The following is a 19691-nucleotide window of genomic DNA, read 5'->3' as shown; positions in this document are numbered from 1 at the left end:
GCAGTGACGGGTACGGAAGCAACTCCGGTAGTTCACACGACCGCGGAGAAACTGGCCGAGCTGCGTGAGCGCCTGGAGTTGGCCAAAGAGCCCGGCGGCGAGAAGGCCGCGGCGAAGCGGGACAAGAAGGGCATCCCCAGCGCCCGTGCCCGCGTGCACGCGTTGGTCGACCCCGGCACCTTTTTCGAGATCGGTGCGCTGTGCAAGACGCCGGGGGACCCCAACGCGCTGTACGGCGACGGCGTCGTCACCGGGCACGCGCTGATCGACGGCCGCCCGGTCGGGGTGTTCTCGCACGACCAGACCGTGTTCCAGGGCACGGTGGGCGAGATGTTCGGCCGCAAGGTCGCGCGCCTGATGGAGTGGTGCGCGATGGTCAACTGCCCGATCATCGGCATCCAGGACTCCGGCGGGGCCCGCATCCAGGACGCGGTGACCTCGTTGGCGTGGTACGCCGAGCTGGGCCGCCGGCACGAGATTCTGTCCGGGCAGGTGCCGCAGATCTCGCTGATCTTCGGCAAATGCGCTGGGGGAGCGGTATATTCGCCGATCCAGGACGATCTGCTGGTCTCGGTGCGCGACCAGGGCTACTTCTTTGTCACCGGGCCGGACGTGATCCGAGAGGTGACCGGCGAGGACGTCAGCCTCGACGAACTCGGCGGCTCGGACGCCCAGGCCCGCTACGGCAACATCCACCAGGTGGTGAACTCCGAGGCCGAGGCCTTCGAGTACGTGCGGAACTTCCTGTCGTTCCTGCCGTCCAACTGCTTCGACAACCCGCCGATCATCAACCCCGGTTTGGAACCGGAGATCACGCCGACGGACCTCGAACTCGACTCGATCGTGCCGGACTCGGACAACGCAGGCTATGACATGCACGAGATCCTGCTGCGGATCTTCGACGACGGCGATTTCCTCGAGGTCGCCGAGCAGCAGGGGCCGGCCATCATCACCGGTTACGCGCGCGTGGATGGGCGTCCCGTCGGCGTCATCGCCAACCAGCCCATGTACCTCGCGGGGTCGATCGACAACGAGGCCTCGGACAAGGCCGCGCGGTTCATCCGGTTCTGCGACGCGTTCAACATCCCGCTGGTCTTCGTGGTGGACACGCCTGGCTTCCTGCCGGGGGCGGAGCAGGAGAAGCAGGGCATCATCAAGCGCGGCGGGCGGTTCCTGTACGCGGTGGTCGAGGCCGACGTGCCGAAGGTGACGATCACGATCCGCAAGTCCTACGGCGGTGCTTACGCGGTGATGGGTTCCAAGCAGCTGACCGCCGACTTCAACTTCGCCTGGCCGACCGCGCGGATCGCGGTGATCGGCGCCGAGGGCGCGGCGCAGTTGCTGATGAAGCGGTTCCCGGACCCGACGACGCCCGAGGCGCAGCAGATCAAGAAGGACTTCATCGAGGGTTACAACCTCAACATGGCGATTCCGTGGACCGCCGCCGAGCGCGGGTTCATCGACGCCGTGATCGAACCGCACCAGACGCGGCTGTTGCTGCGCAGGTCGTTGCACCTGCTGCGGGACAAGCAGCTGTGGTGGCGGGTGGGCCGCAAGCACGGCCTGATCCCGATCTAATTTTCCGCCGAGCAGACGCAAACTTGTACGAAAACAACGGTTTTCGTACAAGTTAGCGTCTGCTCGCGGGGGGTGGGGGAGCGGCGAGTGGCGCCTATTCGGTGGCCGCGATGGCGCGCGGACAGTAATGCTTCGCGGCTATGGTCGCGAACCGAGCGGTGTCGGCGGGGGTTAGCCCGGGGTTGTTGTCCCGAATGTCGTTGAGTAGCTGAAGTCCCGATACGCCGCGAGAAATGAAGCCGCACACCGCTTTACCGGCGTTGATGGCTTGGTTCGGATCCTGGAAGCTGATCCCGATCTGAGTGAGGTCGGCGAGGAACTCTTCGTTGTGTTCATCGGTGGGTGGCTCGTCGGCGCCGGGCTCGGCGTAGGCGGGTGCGGCGACGGCTATGCCGATGGCCGCGACGAGCAGCGCCGGCAGCAGCTTCATGAAAGTCTCCTGGTGCTACTTGGACTGTAATTCCGGGGGTGCGCCGGCGGCGGCTTCCTCACTGTCGAGCACATGAACGGCGTGCACGCCCGGCGTCGTCCTGAGCTTCGCCACCAAATCATCGAGGCCGGCCTCATCGACGCTCCAATGCTGGACCTTGTCGGGCTGTTCCTGCAGCTGCGCAATGATGCGATCGAGCTTGACCGGCTCGATGCGCCGCTCGGTGGCCGTCGCGCGGGCGGCCTGTTTGCCGGTGGGAGTGTTGATGACGCGGGCGGCGGGGCTGCCGAGTGCCCCGCCCATGAAGCTGCCCAGGTTCGCCTCGTCGAGCACACCGGCGGGCAGACCGGCCGCCGTCGGCGCGGCCGCCACGCTGGTGATCCCGTTGGACGCCAGCCTGATCGCGGGGGTTGCGCTTGCCCAGCTCGGCGGCACCGACAACCCGCCGACGGTGGGCGCAGCGCCCACAATCGCCGACGCCGGCTTGACCAAGGCGGTGGCCGCCCGCCCGGACGACAGACCGCCGGCCAGCGCCGACTTCGGGATTTCCTTCGCCCACGGCGCATAGATGAAGAAGTTCTTCCACTGTGAAATGCCCATGCCGGTGGTGCTGTTGACGACGTTGGTCCAGGTGCCCTGGCTGCCGACGCCGGAGATGCTCGAATACAGCGCTTCCCACAGCGGTGCGATGTCGGGGTTCCCGGTGACGGCCGTGATCAGTTGCTGCCAGAACTTCGTGTAGTCGCTGACGAACGTATTGATCAGGGCCTCTATCTGGTGGATCCACGAGAGCACCGAACTGGCCGCCGCGGTGGCTTGGGCCGCTTCCGCGGTGCCGTCGGTGGTGGGCGGCGGCGGTGTGAACGGGTTCAGGTCCCCGGCGGCTGCGGACGCGCTCGCGTAGGCGAACATCGCCGCGACGTCTTGCGCCCACATCTGCCCGTACTCGCCTTCGGTGGCGGCGATCGCGGCGCCGTTCTGCCCGAAAAGGTTGGTCGCGACCAGCGATTGCAGCTGGACGCGGTTGGCCACGACATCGGCGGGCGGCACGACGGCGGCGAACGCGGCCTGGTAAGCGCCGGCCGCGGCCGTGGCCTGGGTGGCGGTCTGCTCGGCCTGGGCGGCGGTGGCCGTGAGCCAGGTGACATACGGCGCGACGGCGGCCGCCATGGACGCCGACGACGGACCCACCCACGACTCGACCAACTCCGCGATCACGAGCCCGTAGTCGTACGCGGTGGAATGCAGCTCGCTGGCCAGGCGCTGCCAGGCTGCCGCGGCGGCCAGCATCGGTTCTGCGCCCGGTCCGGCGTAGATCTGGGTGGAGATCACCTCGGGCGGAAGGACCGCGAAATCAACGAAAACCATTGTTCCTGACCTTATTTCGCGCTCGGCGGTATCACGATGACGGTGGAACTGGTGGCGATGTCGTCGACGGCCACGGCCCCGGGCACGCGGACGGTAGATCCGAGGACCGCACGAGTGGTGCTGCTGCCGACAGCGCGACCGGCCAGACTCGACAGGGCCGTCTGCCCGGCCACGCCTTGCGGGGCGGTCGCCGTGATCGCGGGACCGGCCTCGATCATCGTCTCCGGCAGCTGCGACGCGATCGTCCTGACCGCGGGCACCGCCGAGGCCCAGTTCGCCGGCACCGACAGCGAGCCGATCGAACTCGCGCGCCCCAACCCGGCGGCCACCGACCCGGTTGCCTGCAGCGCGGACGCGCCGCCGGTCAGCAGGTCGCTGCGCAGCAGTGGGGCCAGTGCCCCGGTGAGTGGCTTGGGGTTGAGGAGCGGGCCGATGCCCTGGATTCCGGTGCCCAGCGCCGGGATACTGATGCTGACCTGCCACCAGCTTCTTACCAAGCCCGCCGCACCGATCGGCGTGTACGGCCCGGCGATCAGGTTGTTCAGCACGGCGTTGAACGTCTTGACGATCGCCGTGACCTCGGCCAGCGGGGATGTGGCCGCCGCGGTGGCCGGGCCGGTGGTCGACGCCAGGCTTTGCACCGCGTTGGGAATCTGCGAGATCAGTTGGGACAGCAGCGTTTGCGCGTCGGCGGCGGCCGCTCCACTGTCATTGGTGGTAGCCGGGGGCGAGGTGAATGGGTTCAGCTGGGTCGCGGCGGCCGACGCCCCGGCGTAGGCGTACATCGCGGCGGCGTCTTGGGCCCACATCTCGGCGTACTGCGCTTCGGTGGCCGCTATCGCCGGCGTGTTCTGGCCCAGCAGGTTGGTGGCGATCAGCGACCCCAACAAGGCCCGGTTGGCGGCGATCTCCGGTGGTGGGACGGTGGCCGCGAAGACGGCGTCGAAGGCGGCCGCAGCCGCCCTGGATTGCGACGCCGCCTGTTCGGCTTGCGCGGCACTGCCGCCGAGCCACGCAATGTAGGGCGCCGCCGCCTCCGCCATCAACGTCGCCGAGGGGCCGTGCCAGTTGATGCTGGTGAGCTGCGCGATCGCGGAACCGTAAACCGCTGCTGCGGAATGCAATTCGGCGGCGATGCTATCCCAAGCGGCAGCGGCGGCCAGCAGTGGCGCCGACCCCGGCCCAGCGTAAATTCTGCCGGAGTTGACCTCCGGCGGTAACGCTCCGAAATCCATGACGTCCTCCGGCCCGAAATGTTCGGTTGTAGACGGTACCGGCTACACCCGCTACACGCAGCGGACGCGACAACAATCAGGCGCTGATTGCGTTCCAGTTGACAGGGCCAAAGAGCAAGTTCGCGGCGCCGCGATTTCAGCTTTTTCTGACCTGGGTGACTGCCCGGCGGCGTCAGCTCCATGTGAATGCGCGGTGGCCGCCTTTCCGGCGGAGGCGCCACGCAATTAAAAGCACGACGAGTTAAAATCCGACGCGGCAGCTCCTCGTGTCCGGGTCTACGCGAAAGCGCCTGTCCCGGTTGGAGATTCCGCGTGACACGCGGATTATGCGCCGCGTGCGCTCGACGCGAAGGCTTGATCGAGGACTGTTACGGCGCAGGCTCTATCAGAGTAAGGCGCGGTCCGTACACGTCGTAGGCAAATCGAACCTGGGTGCCCCGATCGCGCGCATTCTGCAGGATGGCTAGCCACGTGGAGAAATTCGAATCATCCCGGTCCAGCAGATAAATCGCGGCATGGCGGCCGAAGAGCACCTTCACCGGCGCGTCCGGTGCGCCGATCAAGACTTGTTGGACGGTGTCTTGCTCCACTATCGAGGGGTCGGCCGACGCTGGCGGCGAGAACATCAGCGCTACCGCTGCCAGCGCCGCAAAACCCAAGTTCTTCACAGCCGCAGCGCCCCGTCCGCCAGTTCGTCGAAACGGTCGAGCGCCTCGTCCGCGTCGGCGTCAATACCGCGCAGCGGACCGCGGTCGGCCAGATACCGTTGGGCGTACAACCGCGCGACCAGGGCCTTGCGGTCGGCGCCGCGGGCCTCCCGCTCCCAAGCCGCCTGCTCGGTGAGCAGTGCACCGGCATAGACATCGCCCATGAACTGCGCCAACGGAAAAAGCCGCGCCTCGGCGGCATCCCGGTTGGCGTGGTTGAGCTTCGACCAGGCGGTGACGGCGGCGTCGAGATCGTCGATGCGGTGGGACACCAACTGCGTGGTGTCACCGTCGTCGGAAACCGATACCGCGTCGCGCAACCGCGACAACAACGCTTCGTGGGCGCTGCTCTGCTCGATGCCCCGACGCACGTCCAGACACAGGATGTTGTCCGGACCCTCCCAGATCGTGTTGACCTGTGCGTCGCGCAAAAGCCTTGCCACCGGCCAGGTTTCAATGTAGCCATTGCCGCCGTGGATTTCGATCGCGTCGGAGGCGGCGGTGATTCCCAGCCGGCACACCTTGAGCTTGGTGACGGGCACCGCGATGCGTTGCCGAACCTTGCGCCGCTGACGATGGTTCGCGGCGCCGATCCCGTCGAACACCAACGCCTGCGCGGCCTCGACGTCGACGATCAACTCGGCCAGCTTGCGGCGCATCAGCGGCTTGTCGATCAACGCTCCGCCGAACGCCTGGCGCTGCCGGGCGTAGCACAGCGACTCCACCAGCGCGCGGCGCGCGTTGCCAAGCCCGAACAGTGCAATGCCGAGCCGCGCGGCGTTGGTCAGTTCCATCATGCGGCCCAGGCCCTTTCCGTCGGACGGACCCGAGTCACCCGACGGCTCACCGGAGAGCAAGAAGGCCTCGGCGTCAACAAACTCGACCTCGCCGGAAGCGACCGAGCGCGTACCGAGTTTGTCCTTGAGCCGACGAATCCTGACCCCGTTGCGGGAACCGTCGCGGCGGGTGCGCAGCACCAGGAAGTTGGCGACGCCGCGACTCGAGTCGGGCGCACCCTCCGGCTTGGCCAGCACGACGAACGCTTCGCCCGCGCAGTTCGACGCGAACCACTTGAATCCGTTCAGCAGCCAGGAGTCGCCGTTGCGGGTGGCGGTCGTTTCGAGCGCCCCCAGGTCGGAGCCGCCGGTGCGCTCGGTCAGCAGTTGCGCGGTCTCGCCCGCCCATTCCCCCGACTCGAACTTGGCCAGGACGTGGTCGCGGACGTCGGCGGGCGCGTAGGCGGCCACCAGCGACTGCACCATTCCGCCACCCGTGCCCAGTGCGCAGCCCATCCCGATGTCGGCCTGGTTGAGCAGGTAGTTGGATGCGAACAACGGCAGCGACGAGCTGACCTTCGCAGCGCGTGCATCGGCGCGCAATGCGCGCTGGGCCTCCAACACCGCTTGCTTGGACGCGGTGAACGACGCGGGCATGACGACCTGGCTGATGTCGTGCCCCCACCGGTCGTAGCGTTCCAGGCGCGGTGGATTGCGGTCGGTTTCTTCGGCCCACCGGGCAACCGGGCCGCCCATCAGCGCGCCGATGCGGGTCAGGTGGGGTTCGACCACCGCCAGTTCGTCGGGGCGCAGGTAATAGGCCATGGTGAATTGCAAGGTCGGGTCGGTGTCGTACCAGTTGAGTCCGACCGCACCGCCGAAGCTATCGGTTCGGTAGCGCCGCGCCTTTTCCGGTGTGGAGAAGGGCAGCCGGTCCACCGCTTCGGTGTCGTAATCACCCATGCCCGTACTTATACAGGGCTGGCCTTGAAGCCCTGCCTGAGCTACAGCGGGACGACGAATTCAGAGGAGTAGTACTCCACCGGTGCCTGGTTGTTGGGACTCGGCCGGGACACCGAGAACCAGACACCCGTAGAGCCCGACGGGACCGTGCCGCTGATGGTTGCCGAACCGATACCGCCCTCGTTGGTGTCCAAGCCGACGGTGGTGGTGCCCGGAGCGCCCGGGCCACAGGGATTCGACGAGGCGCGTGGCGCGGGGATCATGACGACGTCGTAATGCTGGGGGCTGCCGATGGCGATCACCATCTCAATGTCGGCGACCACGGAGGACCCGGATTTGCGGACGGTTGCCGTGCCGCGGCCGTTGAAGGTGAGCGGTATCTGGACCGCGTTCTGGACCTTGCTGAAGTCGCAATTCCGGAGGTAGGCGTTAATGGGTACCCGGGTGGGTCCCGATGGTTCGGGCGCGGCGCCGGCACTCGCTGCCCCGAATGAAGCCGCGAAAGTGATTGCTGCGACGAAGGTTCCTGCACGTTTCACGCCTCGCATTGGCTGCACCATTTCCTCATACTCGCCGGGTGCAGGACCCGAATCAAGGGGTTAGCTATACGCCGACCGTATCAGGTAGTCGGTGAGCGCATTGCCCACCGCTTCCGCGCCCAACGCGGTCGGGTGCAACGGCACCGCGCCGACGGTGGTCACGTAGCCTTCGACGTAACGCTCGGCGGGTGGCGCGCACATGTCGTGGCCTTGCGACAACGTCCGGGTGTCGAAGAATTCAATCCTCTTCTGCGCGGCGAGATCCCTTTGCCGGTCGTTCAATTCGTCGACTTTGGCCTGTAGGTAATCGGCGTCGGTCGGCAGTAGCGGTTGGCTGGGGAAGCATCCCCCGGACCGAATGAAAAATCCGTAGCCCACCAAGATGATTCGCAACCGCGGTGCCTCTGCGCGGATCTGGTCGATCATCGTGGCCCACAACGGCACCTGCGCGTTGATCACCTCGGACACCTTGTCGACGCCGCCGACGACGAAATCCGCACGGCAGGGCTTGGGGTGTGGCGTTGCGACGCGGCAGGCCTCGGCATTGCCCGACATGCCAATGTCGTTGGCGCCGATGGTGATTGTGACCAGGTCGGTCGTCGGCTCGACGGCATCGATCTGACGTGGGATGAGCCCGTGGTCCGTCTGCTGGGCGCGGTTGGTGATGTCATCCGTAGTGGCGCCACTGCAGGTGACGTCGGTGAAGGTGGCGGCGTCGACCCGTCGTGCCAGCACGGACGGGTAGTTGTTGGTCGACTTGTGGCATCCGCGGGGAGCCGCCGACTCGGGCACGCCAGGCGCGGCGGCGACGGAGTCGCCCATGGCGACGTAGTGCGGACGTGCGACGGATCCCGGGCCGGGTGGCGGTGGCGCCGCGCATCCGGCGAACGTGAGGCAGAGGGCACCCGCAACCGATGCGATGGCCGGACGCCGCAAGCCCATGCGCCCCAGTGTTTCACCCGAGGTCTGACGGTCGCCTGGTGTAATACCGGTTGATGACCGCCGAGATCACGCGCCGCCAGTTCGGAGTGGCGGTCGCCGCTCTCGCGGCGGGCTTGGCCGGCTGCGGTTCGCGCGACAAGACGACCGGTCAGTCCGGGCCGTCATCCGCTCCGCCGCAGCCCCCGGGGGGAGTCGGCGCTCCCGTCACGGCGCAGTCGCTGGGCTACACCGTGAATGTCAACAAGCCCGGCGGTGCCCCCGGATACATCTTCTTGGTCTCCGGCACCACGGCGGCCAACCCCGGTGCGGACGCAGGGAAGTCGATTCTCGTCATCGTCGACAAGGCCGGGAAGGTGGTGTGGCAGCGCGAGCTACCGCCCGGGCAGACCGGCGGCAATCTGCGGGTGCAGAGCTACCAGGGCAGGCCGGTGCTGACCTGGTGGCAGGGCCTGAAGGTGGGCAGTCATGGCATCGGCGTCAGTTACATCGCCGACAGCCGCTACAACGTGATCGCCACCCTGACACCCGGCCGGGACCTGTCGTCGGACATCCACGAGTTCCGGCTCACCCCGGACGGCCACGCGCTGATCACCTGCTATGAAGAGGTCGCCACCGACCTGACGGTCATCGGCGGGCCCAAGGACGGGAGGATCTACAACTGCCACGCGACGGTGGTCGACGTGGCGTCGAAGACGAAGTTGTTCGCCTGGGACGCGCTCAGCCATGTCCCGATCGCGGAGACGGGGGCCACGTACACCGCTGGGCAGGTGCTCGACCCGTACCACATGAACTCGATCGCGCTGGATCCCTCCGGCAACCTGCTGATCAGCATGCGCGCGGTGTCGACGGTCTTCAACGTCGATCCCCGCACCGGTGCCGTCAATTGGCAACTCGGCGGCAAGCACTCGACTTTCGAGCTTGGCGACGGCGTCGAGTTCGGCTTCCAGCACGACGCCGAGATGCCTGATCCCAACATCTTGACCCTGTTCGACAACCACTTCGAAGGCAGCCGGGCACAGCCCGGCGGCGGACTGGTGCCGAGCAGCCTGAAGTGGATTCACCTGGATTTCGCCGCACGCCGCGCGACTCTCATTCGCGCGCAGCCGCATCCGGGCAAGCTCAGCGCCGGCGCCATGGGAAACCTGCAGCAACTACCCAACGACGACACGTTCTCGAGCTGGGGCATCGCCGACCACATCGCGGAGTTCGGCCCCGACGGCGACATGCTGTACGACGCCACGCTGACCGGCGGCACTTACCGTGCGTTTCTCGACGGGTGGTCTGGCGATCCCGTGTTGCCGCCGCAGTTGGTTCTCGACGGGGATACGGCTCGCGCCATCTGGAACGGTGCGACCGCGGTGCGTCAGTGGCGGCTGATGCAGGGGGCGCTCGGCGGCTCCATGACGCCGTTGGCGACCGTCGACTGGGCCGGTTACGACACACCGATCCCGCTTGGCGGTCGCGCCGACGGCTACTTCCAACTGCAGGCGTTGGATGCGAAGGGGGACGTGATCAACCAGTCGCCACCGCTGCCGCGGCCACGCTAGCCGCCTGCGGGCGGTTGTGCGATCACCGTCGGCTTGAATCCGTATCGCGGAGCGGCGAAGTTCGCGACGCCGCGTCCGCCAGCGCTACCCGGTGCCAGCGGCACCCCGCCGAACGCGCTCGCAGCGTGTTCGCCCGCCGCGGCGCCCGCGCCGTTCAGTGCCACGTTGACCGGTGCTGCCGCCGGTGCCGTGGCGGTCCACGAGGCCGGGACCTTCAGTCCGCCAACCGATGCGGCCTGGCCGACGGCACCCGAAATGCCGCCGAGGCCCTGGGTAGGGAGACTCGGGAGGGCCGACGGGATGGCGGCCGGCAGGCTGGTGGCGGCCTTCGCCGCGGCTTGCGCGCCCTCACCGGCCCATTTCGGCAGGTCGTGCGAGAGGGTCATGACGTCCCTCATCACGGTGACCGTCAGTCGGGTGGGATTGGCCAACCGGATGTAGGCGTCCATCGCCGTGCTGGCGTCGATGGTCGCCGATCCGGTCAAGCCCTGCAGCGCGTCGCCGAGCGCGCCACCCACGACGAGCCCATCGCCTTCGGCGTTCCAGGCGATACCGGTCAAGCCGAGCGCCGCCGCGGGATTGGTGAGCGCCGGTGGCGTGTTCGTGAGGCCGGCGAGACCCTGCAGCGCGGCCGGAATTGCGTTCAGGTCCGCGCCGCTCGTCGCGGCGCCGCTGCCGACCGCTTGGGCCACCGCCGCAGCTTGGTTGGCCAATCCCGCGGGGTTGGTGGTGGGCGTGACCGGGTTGAACGGTGACAGCGTCGACGCGGCCGCCGTCGCGGCGGCGTAGCTGTACATTGCACCGGCGTCCTGTGCCCACATTTCGCCGTACTGTGCCTCGGTGGCCGCAATGGCCGCGGTGTTCTGGCCGATGACATTCGTCGCGAGCAGCGTCATGAGCAATGCCCGGTTGGCCTCGATCTCGGGGGGCGGCACCGTCGCGGCAAAGGCCGCCTCGTAGGCGTTTGCGGCCGCCGTGGCCTGGGCGCCGGACTCGTCGGCCAGGGCCGAGGCGTGGCGTAGCCAGGAGATTTGTGAAGCCGCGGCCGCTGCCATCGCCGCCGCCGACGGGCCCTGCCATGGCCCATCGAGCAGGCTCTGGACCAGAGTGTCGTAGGAGCTCGCCACCGCTTGCAGTTCGGCCGACAACGCTGTCCAGGCCGTCGCGGCCGACGTCATTGATCCTGATCCCGGCCCCGCATACATCAGGGCCGAGTTGATCTCCGGCGGTAGTGCTGCGAAATCCAGCATGCTTCCTTCCTGGTGCGCAATATTTGCTCTAGCGCAATTATTCTCAGGCCAGGGTAGGCAGAGGGCTTGGGGGTGACACAAGCCAGGTGTGGCTAGTTCACGGAAAGGTCGTCGACCGTTCACCTACCGTCGACTCAGTCCACCCGCGGTTTACCTCGTGTGCGCGGCGCGCGCCGCGCGCCGCGCGTCGTCCTCGCCGAGCGTGTGGCCTCTGACCCAGATACGGCGTGGGCTGGTGCTTTTTGCTCACGCTCGACGCGGGCCTCCTGCGCCGCGCGGCCATTCATCTGCGCCGAGCGTGTGGCCTTTTGCCCAAAAGTGGCGTGGGCCGGTGCTTTTCCCTCACGCTCGACGCGGGCCTTCGCGCCGCGAGCCCACTCACCTGCGCCCAGCGTGTGGCTTCCAGCCCAAAAATGGTGTGGGCTGGTGCTTTTCCCTCACACTCGACGCGGCATAGCGAAGCAAAGCGCGAAGCAAAAGCGCCCAGCCAGTTATGGGTTGGTGCGAATCCGCCCCGGCGTCCACAAGCCGCTGCGAGTCGCCTCACCCAGTTCAAGCTCCGCGGGCGGGGCGTCCACCAACGTGTCGAACTTGCGCAGCGAACCCCAGTCGCGGGCCCAGTCACGAGACAGGTACGTCGCCATCACATGCGCCCGCAGCAGCAGGTCGGTGATCCCGAGCAGGCCGCCGTTGGTGCCGTCCTGCCAGGTGTCGGTGTCCAGCTTCTTGGCCGAATAGTCCGGCGTGATACGGAACTTCGGGATCTCGGTGACGCCGTTGCGGTGCAGCATCGGGTGCTGGCACGGGAACGCCAAGCCGACCGCCCAGTCCAGCAGCACGGGCTGGGTCGAACCGACGTACTCCTGCAGCGAGCGCAGTTCTGGCACCCGCGGCGGGGTCACCGCGATCCAGTCCTCCGGCGTCAGCGACAGGTCCTCGGCCACCACCCGCACCGCGACCGTGTCGGCGGGCATCTTGCCCCGGGCGAAGCGCAGGTTGCGCCACGCCTTGGGCTGCTCGCCGTAGAGATCGTCGGGCACCATCCGTCCGGCCGGCACCAGCGGGCCGGGCCCTTGCCGGGCGTATTCCAGCACCACGGTCTGCCCGGGGGTGTAGCCGTGCAACACGCTGTGGCCGGCGATCTTGCCGGCGGCGGTGATCACCACCAGCGGGTGGCTGTCCACCGAAGCCTGGTCAGGCTCGGGCAGTTGGTACCACGCCGAAGTGAGGCGACTCTGCTGCTGAGCACCGCTGGTGTAGGTGCCGGCCAGCGGTACCCGCGCCGGGTCGAGCTGGTAGGGGAGGGGCACGGTCGACCCGTTGATGCCGGGCTTGGTCAGCTTGGTCGGCGCATCCCAGTCGTAGTCGGTGCCGGGCTGGTTCGGCTTCATCACGATCGCCTCGGCGACGGTCTTTTCGGGCACCCCGTTGGGCGAGAAGCCGACGGGGTTGGTCCCGCCCAGCGGTCCCAGCGGGCCATAGTCACCGGGCAAAGCCGCCATGAAGCCGTCGTTGGGGTCCGGTTCGACGAGCACGTCGTCGGCGAGGCCGCAGCCGCCCGCCAGCGCCCGCAGGTTCGACCAGCCATTGGAATAGGTGGGGTACTGCCGCACGATCCCGGCCACCATCGAGGCGACGAAGACCACCACCATGAAGCCCGCCGTAATCGGTATGGGCGCGGCGGTCAGCGCCCGGGCCAGCCGACCTTCGCCGCTGCCGCGGGGCGCGAAATGCAGCCAGGCCGCATACGCCGCCGCCAGTACGAACAAGGCGAAAAAGATTGTGCTGATGGTGATCCCGTTGATCTTCGGCATCGCGCTGTTGAACGGCACCCCGTAGCTGGACACGTACCACCAGCCATTGGTGGTGGCGAAACACAGTGCCAGCATGAAGAACACGGCCGCCAGGAACGCCATTCGGTTGCGCGACCAGCGCAGCACCGATGGTGATACCAATACCGTCGTCAACGCCGCCACGGCCGCACCCACCGCGGCGAACAACCCGAAGTGGTGCACCCACTTGGTCGGGGTGAACATCAGGAAGAACATGGTGGCGAAGATGACGCCCATCAGGCGCCAGGCCGGACCACGTGCCACGCCGGGAACTCGCTTGCGGCGCAACATGATGAACACCGCCGTGAACAAGCAGAGCGCGGTGATCAGGAAGCCGAACCGACGCGACAGCGAACCGTCGACGGTCGGCAGGATCAGGTAGTAGTAGCGCAGGTTCTCGGTGTACCAGGCCTGGCTCGGTCCGATCTTGGTGCGAATCCTGGTGGCTTCCAACACCGTTGACAGCGTCTGGTCGGCGAAGACCACGGTGAGGATGATCGTGCCCGCCGCCAGCATCGGCGACATCAGCGGCAGCTTGCCGACGACGCGCTGCCGGCGCACGAAGATCCGCAGGATCGGGCGGCCGCCGGCCACCAGCGCGGCCACCGCGATGAGGCCGGTGGGCTGGACACCGAGGGTGAATGCCGCGGTGATGATGGCCAGCGCCGCCGGCGTGAGTCGGCTGTAGCGCATCGAACGCTCGATCAGCACGTAGGTGACCAGCGAGCCGAGCGCGATGATGGGCTCCGGCCGCAGGCCGTTGTTGAACGGCATCCACGCGGTCAGCAGGACCATGCCGGCCGCCCAGTTCGCGGCCTTGCTACCGGTGACCGCCGGCCCCAACCGGGGCAGCACTTCACGCGAGAGCAGCAGCCAGCACACCAGTCCGGCGAACAGGTCGGGCAACCGCATCCACAGGCTGTTGTCGCTGACGTGAGTCATCAGCGCCAGCAGGTTGTAGTACCAGCCGAACGGGTCCTCGGGGCTGCCGAACCAGCGGAAGTAGTTGGACATGTAGCCGGCATGGTCGGCGACCCGGGCCATGCCCAGGATGTAGCCGTCGTCCGACGAGTTCGCGCCGATGAAATGCCACAGCAGGAACAGGAAGATCACCACGGCATCAGCCAGGGTGAAGGTGCGCCAATTGGCTGGGATCCAGCGGCGCATCCGGTGGCCGTCCAGCTGATCCAGGCGCCACAGCGCGATCAGGGCCACGATCGTGGACACGATCGCGCCGATCATGGCGGCCAGCTTCAGGATGGTCGGCGTGGTGGAGAACCGGGTGTCGATGGTGGCCGTAAGGCTCAGCCCGGGTGGGGCCGGGCCGGACAGGTCGGTGAATATCCCGACGATCTGCGGACGCAGGTTGGGGTCGGGGTAGCCGCTGCGCAACGGCTTGCCCTGCGGATCCTTCAGCCCCACAAAGTGTGCGACGGTGCCCGCGTGCGTGGAGGTGACCTCAATCTTTTCACACGCTGGCGAGAGCACCAGGTCGCGCGGCACGGACAGGATCACCACGTTGCGGTCGGTGACGTCGACGGTCTTGGCCCTGACGACCACGAACAACGCGTTGAGGTTGGCGTCCTTGCCCTGCTTGGGCGCGGTGCCCAGGATCACGCCGCCGTTCGGCGGCATGTCGCGCACGACGCTGCAAGGCACGGTGGCGTTGAAATCGACTGGCGTCAGGGAAATCAGCGGCGCGGTGACGCTGTTGAGTTGGCCGTTCTGCGGCCAGTTCAGCAGCGCGGTGGTCTGCACCACCGGGAGCAGCGGCGTGGCGACCGCCAGGACAAAGCCGAGCAGTCCGGCGATCGTCGCAACCCAGCGGGTCAGCCGCACGTTGCGGTCCGCCCTGATTTCCTGGGCCTCTCGGGCCGTCACTGCCGTCACGGGAGAGCCCTCACCGGTCCGAGGCGCGTCCAGCCGTGCACGGTCTTCACGCCCTCTTCCACCACGCCCTCTTCCAACACGGCGTCGGGCGCCCGATCGGCGGGCACCACACGGTGGTACTGCTCGACCGATCCCCAGTCGCGGTACCAGTCACCGCTCAGGTAGGTCGAGATGGTTGACGTCCACAACAGCCCCTGGGTGAACAGGAACGGCCCGCCCGTCGAACGGCTCTGCCACAGGTTCGACGACACCGCGGTCTGCTTGTGGTCGGGCAGGATTCGGTAGTCCGGAAGCTCGGCGATGCCGAGGTGCTCGGAGAACGGCCGCTGGCAGGGGAAGTTGGCGGCTGTGGCGATGTCCATCAACACCGGTGTCTGCGACCCGATCAATTCCTGCAGCGTCTCCAGGTGCGGCACCCGCGGCGGGGTGAACGCGAACCACTGCTCGGAACTCAGGTTCGGGTCGTAGGCGACGATGCGCGCGACCGTGGCGTCCGGCGGCGCCCAGGTCAGCGGGAAGCGCAGGTTACGCCAGGCGGGTTGCGGCCCCAGATCGATCGGAAAGACCAACCCTTGTTCCTCGATGGTGCCGTCGGGGCGGGTCCGGCCCCACTGCAATCTGAGGGACTGGCCGTAGACGAAGTCGCCGTCCTCCTTGTAGCTCCAGATGGCGCCGGCCGCGGAGACCACCACCAGCGGGCGTTCCGCCTGATGGGCCTGCCAATCCGGAGGCAACTGGTACCAGGACGACGTGGCCGTCGCCGCCAGGTTGTTCTCGCCGTAGCTGCCCATCACCGGGGTGCGAGCGGGGTCCAGTCCGAACGGCAGCGCAGCGTGCGACCCGTTGACCCCGACCGGGCCCCGGCCGCCGGCGGTGCCCGCGGAGTCGGTGATCGCGGCGTTGGGCTTGTTGGGGGAGGCGTCGGAGTTGACCACTCCGGGTTTGCTCACCACCGGGTCGGACTTGAGATCGTCGCCGACGCCCTCGGGCTTGAACCCGACGGGGTTGACCCCGCCGAGCGGGCCGGCGGGGCCGAATTGCTGGCCCGGCAGCGGTTGCAGCATGCCGGCGTTCGGGTCGGGTTCGGCCAGTACGTCGTCGGCCATGGCGCAACTGGTGGGTGACAGACCCGACTTGATCGCGGCGAGGTTGGCCTTCGCGGTGGTGTAGAGCGGGTAGCGGAAGACCGCGCCCTTGGCCAGCGAGCCGACTTCGCCGAGGACCATGATCACCGCGACCACCAGTAGCGGCGTGGAGGCCAGGATGCGGTTGCGCCGGTTGTCCTTGACCTCGGTGTGCCCGGCGTAGTCCATCCGGAAGTGGTACCAGGCGGTCAACAGCCCGGTGGCGATCGACAGGATCAGGAACATCGACGTCACCGGGCGGCTGGCGATGACGGGCTGGATGTCGTACCACGGCACTCCGTAGTTGCCGACGTAGAACCAGCCGTTGATGCCCGAGGTGGCCCAGGCCAGCACGAACAGCAGCGCGGTGACGTACAGAGCCAGGTTGCGGCGGCTGTGCAGGCCGATCCGGGCGAAGACGAAGGCGGTGACGGCCCCCAGCGCACCCGCCAGCGAGGCGAACGCACCGAACTGGATGGCCCACTTCGTCGGCGTGAACGTCAGCAGCAACAGACCCAGTGCGGTGGTGCCGATCAGCCGCCAGGCCGGCCCGCTGGCCAGGCCCGCCACCCCGCCGCGGCGCAACAGCACGAACAGCACCCCGAACAGGCAGAGCAGCAACACCAGCACGGCGAAGCGGCGCGACATCGAGCCGTCGGCGTTCGACTCGACGGTGAGGAAGTAGTAGCGCAGGAAGTCCTGGTACCACGCGACGGTCGGCCCCACCGTGTATTTGATGCGGGCCGACTCGGCCACCGTCGCCAGCGTCTGGCTGCGGAACACCACCAGGGTGATCGATGCCAGCGCGGCCGCCAGCACAGCCAGCGGTGCCAGTAGGCCGTCGCTGTCCCGTCGGTGCCTAATCCGCTGGGCGATGGCGCGGGCGCCGGTCAGCAGCGCGCCGACGGCGATCAAACCCTGCGGGGCCAGCGTCGCACTGAGCATCGCGACGATGATGGCGACGGCGGCCGGCGCCAGCCGTCCCAGCGCGATCGAGCGTTCCACCAGGATCCAGGTGACCAACACGCCCAGCGCGATCAGCGGCTCGGGCCGCAGGCCGTTGTTGAACGGCAACCAGGCGGCCACGAACACCGCGCCGCCGGTGAGCACCGACACCCGGTTGGACGCCAGGCCACCCTTGCCCGGCCCCAACCGGCGCAGCACAAAACGGCTGATCAGCAGCCAGCAAGCGATACCGGCCAGGGTGGCCGGCAGCCGCATCCAGACGCCCGCCGTGCTCACCGACGCCATCCGGGAAAGCAGCGACAGGTACCAGTCGAATGGCGCCTCGGTGGTCCCGAAGTACCGGTAGTAGTTGGCGATATAGCCGGCCTTGGGCGCGATGCGCGCGATGGTCAGGTTGTAGCCGTCATCCGACGAGGTGGCTCCGATGACATGCCACAGCAGCAACGTGCCGATCACACCGGCGTCGGCGAGCCAGGTCGCGAAGCCGACCCGCCAGAAGATGCCTTTGTGTATGCGAGGGCGGTAGCGGGACAGCCAGGCGATGGGGGAGCGCCAGTTGCGTAGCGTGTCACCGCGGCTGTGCCGATCCAGGACGCCCAGCGCGAGGATCGCGGTCAGCACCGCCAAGGCGCCCAAGACCAGCGCGATCTTCTTGACCAGGGTGGGCTGGGTGATGAACCGGGTGTCGACGTCGACGCGGGCCGACAGCCCGGGCTGCGGGGGCACCTTTAAGTCGGTGAAGATGCCGCCGACTTGCGGCTTCTTCTCGGGTGGCAGGGTCCCGGTCGCGCCGGGGATGCCGACGAAATCGGCGCCCACTCCGCCGGGGGTGGCCCAGATGTGCAGCACGTCGCAGCCGCCGGCGACGGCCGCGCGGGGTGCGACGGCGGCCACGGTGTCCCGGAACGCGACGACGACGGTGTCCTTGTTGGCCCGGACGAACAGCCCGTACTTGCCCGTCTCGAACCCGTCGGCGGGAAGCGTGGACAGCACCAGACCGCCCTCGGGCGGCAGGGTGGCGATTGCCGAGCAGGGGACGGAGATGTCCAGTGCCTGCGGGGCGCCCGAGACCAGCGGCGCGGTGAGCTGGGTGACGTTGTTGTCGGTTGTGCCCTGCGGCCACAGGATGGTCGCCGTGGTCTGCCGGACCGAGAGCAACGGCACCGCCGCGCACAACAGCAGACCGGCGATTCCCGCGGCGACGGCGACAAGCCGGGCGATCCGCGGAGATCGCTCAATACCGTCGTGGGGCACGAGGCTCGATCGTAGGCGATGCATTTAAGCCGGGGCTGCGGTGCGTGCGCGGTGTCGCGCTCTGGCCCCGATCACTCGGCGAGCAAACGCTGAAGATCAGTGCTGCATACGCGTAGGCTGACTAGCGCGATGACCAACACTGCGCTCGGGTTTGGCGTTCTCGGACCGTTGCAGATGATCTCCAACGGCGCGCTGGTGCCGTTAGGGCCGGCGAAGCAGCGGGCGGTATTGGCCGTGTTGTTGATGAATCGCAACCGGCCGGTGTCCGTCGAGACGTTGATCAACGCCGTATGGGGCGACGAACCGGTACCGGCGGCGCGGACCAGCATCCAATCGCACATCTCCAACCTGCGCAGGCTGTTGCGCGAGGCCGGTGTCGACCCGGTCCGGGTGTTGGCGAGCGCGCCGCCGGGCTATCAACTGAGCGTCCCGGACACCAATTGCGATCACGGCCGATTCAGCCTGGAAAAGCGGGCGGGCATCGAGGCGGCCGCCCAGGGACGGTACGAGGAAGCCAGCAGGCACCTTTCGGCGGCGCTGGCCGAGTGGCGTGGACCGGTGCTCGACGACCTGCGCGACTTGGCCTTTGTCGACGCGGTCAACACCGCGCTCATGGAAGAGAAGGTGGCGGTACACACCGCTCGAGCCGAGGCGGAGATCGCCTGCGGGCGGGCCGGCGCGGTGATCGGTGAACTCGAGACGCTTACCGCCGAGCACCCGTTCCGCGAGCCGCTGTGGGCGCAGCTGATCACCGCCTACTACGTCACCGAGCGTCAGTCAGACGCGCTGAACGCCTACCGCCGGTTGAAGATGGCCCTGGCCGAGGGGCTCGGCATCGACCCCGGTCCCACGATCAATGCGTTGCACGAGCGCATTCTGCGTCAAGAGCGACTGGGCACCCTGCGCCCCGACCTGAAGACCCGTCGACGCTCGGTCTTCCGGGAAGAGCTGCCGACGCTGGGGATGCCGAGGTCCGTCATCGCGACGCTGACCGACACGGCCGGGCGACGACACAAGCTGACCGGTGCGACGACGAGAATCGGGCGCCTGGCCGACAACGACGTCGTCATCGAGGACACCGACGTCAGCCGCTACCACGCCGTAATCAGCGACACCGGAACGGAATACGTCATCACCGACCTGCGGTCCACCAATGGTGTGGAGGTGGAGGGGCGGCTCATCACCGGCAGCGCACCCCTGTCGCATGGTGACCGAATCTCCATCTGCGGTTATCAGTTCACCTTTGAGCTTCGAGCCGTGGATTGATTGCGGCGCAAGAATTCTGCAAGT

The 19691-nt window shown here is 67.7% G+C and carries 13 protein-coding genes; 3 read left to right on the top strand and 10 right to left on the bottom strand.

Going from position 1 to position 19691, the window contains the following annotated elements; all coding sequences use genetic code 11:
• Positions 1 to 3: 3 nt before the first annotated feature.
• Positions 4 to 1578, top strand: coding sequence for an acyl-CoA carboxylase subunit beta (locus G6N68_RS27280; RefSeq protein ID WP_163719283.1), 1575 nt, complete (start codon positions 4 to 6; stop codon positions 1576 to 1578).
• Between the two features lie 94 nt (positions 1579 to 1672).
• Here the strand turns inward: G6N68_RS27280 and G6N68_RS27275 are convergent, their stop codons facing one another.
• The 7 genes from G6N68_RS27275 to G6N68_RS27245 form a co-directional block, all read right to left on the bottom strand.
• Positions 1673 to 2008 carry a DUF732 domain-containing protein gene (locus G6N68_RS27275; protein WP_163719282.1) on the bottom strand — a complete coding sequence of 112 codons (336 nt, stop codon included), beginning with the start codon at positions 2006 to 2008 and terminating at the stop codon, positions 1673 to 1675.
• A 15-nt stretch (positions 2009 to 2023) separates the two neighbouring features.
• Entirely contained in the window at positions 2024 to 3376 is a 1353-nt protein-coding gene (locus G6N68_RS27270; protein WP_163719281.1) for a PPE family protein, read from the bottom strand.
• Positions 3377 to 3387: 11 nt separating this feature from the next.
• Positions 3388 to 4611, bottom strand: coding sequence for a PPE family protein (locus tag G6N68_RS27265; RefSeq protein WP_163719280.1), 1224 nt, complete (start codon positions 4609 to 4611; stop codon positions 3388 to 3390).
• Positions 4612 to 4979: 368 nt separating this feature from the next.
• Positions 4980 to 5279, bottom strand: a complete 300-nt coding sequence (locus G6N68_RS27260) for a hypothetical protein (protein WP_163719279.1) — start codon at positions 5277 to 5279, stop codon at positions 4980 to 4982.
• Entirely contained in the window at positions 5276 to 7057 is a 1782-nt protein-coding gene (locus tag G6N68_RS27255; RefSeq protein WP_163719278.1) for an acyl-CoA dehydrogenase family protein, read from the bottom strand. Before G6N68_RS27255 ends, G6N68_RS27260 begins: the two co-directional genes overlap by 4 nt.
• A 41-nt stretch (positions 7058 to 7098) precedes the next feature.
• Positions 7099 to 7605 carry a hypothetical protein gene (locus G6N68_RS27250; protein ID WP_163719277.1) on the bottom strand — a complete coding sequence of 169 codons (507 nt, stop codon included), beginning with the start codon at positions 7603 to 7605 and terminating at the stop codon, positions 7099 to 7101.
• A gap of 51 nt (positions 7606 to 7656) precedes the next feature.
• Positions 7657 to 8538 (bottom strand): SGNH/GDSL hydrolase family protein, encoded by an 882-nt coding sequence (locus G6N68_RS27245; RefSeq protein ID WP_163719276.1) that lies wholly within the window; start codon positions 8536 to 8538, stop codon positions 7657 to 7659.
• Positions 8539 to 8591: 53 nt separating this feature from the next.
• Between G6N68_RS27245 and G6N68_RS27240 the strand changes: the two genes are divergently transcribed.
• A complete protein-coding gene (locus G6N68_RS27240) occupies positions 8592 to 10085 on the top strand; it encodes an arylsulfotransferase family protein (protein ID WP_163719275.1) in 1494 nt (497 codons plus the stop codon).
• On the opposite strand, the gene G6N68_RS27235 is transcribed toward G6N68_RS27240, so the two are convergent.
• The 3 genes from G6N68_RS27235 to G6N68_RS27225 form a co-directional block, all read right to left on the bottom strand.
• Positions 10082 to 11335: a PPE family protein gene (locus G6N68_RS27235; RefSeq protein ID WP_163719274.1), complete on the bottom strand. Its 1254-nt coding sequence runs from the start codon at positions 11333 to 11335 to the stop codon at positions 10082 to 10084. The two genes, G6N68_RS27240 and G6N68_RS27235, sit on opposite strands and share 4 nt — an antisense overlap.
• A 491-nt stretch (positions 11336 to 11826) precedes the next feature.
• Positions 11827 to 15057 carry an arabinosyltransferase EmbB gene (embB, locus tag G6N68_RS27230; protein ID WP_163719273.1) on the bottom strand — a complete coding sequence of 1077 codons (3231 nt, stop codon included), beginning with the start codon at positions 15055 to 15057 and terminating at the stop codon, positions 11827 to 11829.
• Positions 15054 to 18401: an arabinosyltransferase domain-containing protein gene (locus G6N68_RS27225; RefSeq protein WP_163719272.1), complete on the bottom strand. Its 3348-nt coding sequence runs from the start codon at positions 18399 to 18401 to the stop codon at positions 15054 to 15056. The genes embB and G6N68_RS27225 overlap by 4 nt, the downstream gene beginning before the upstream one ends.
• 129 nt (positions 18402 to 18530) lie before the next feature.
• Between G6N68_RS27225 and G6N68_RS27220 the strand changes: the two genes are divergently transcribed.
• On the top strand, positions 18531 to 19667 hold the full coding sequence (locus G6N68_RS27220; RefSeq protein WP_163719271.1) for a BTAD domain-containing putative transcriptional regulator: 1137 nt from the start codon (positions 18531 to 18533) through the stop codon (positions 19665 to 19667).
• Positions 19668 to 19691 lie beyond the last annotated feature (24 nt).

The sequence above is a fragment of the Mycobacterium bourgelatii genome (assembly GCF_010723575.1).
Classification (GTDB): domain Bacteria; phylum Actinomycetota; class Actinomycetes; order Mycobacteriales; family Mycobacteriaceae; genus Mycobacterium; species Mycobacterium bourgelatii.
This window is presented reverse-complemented; position numbering and strand designations above follow the sequence as displayed.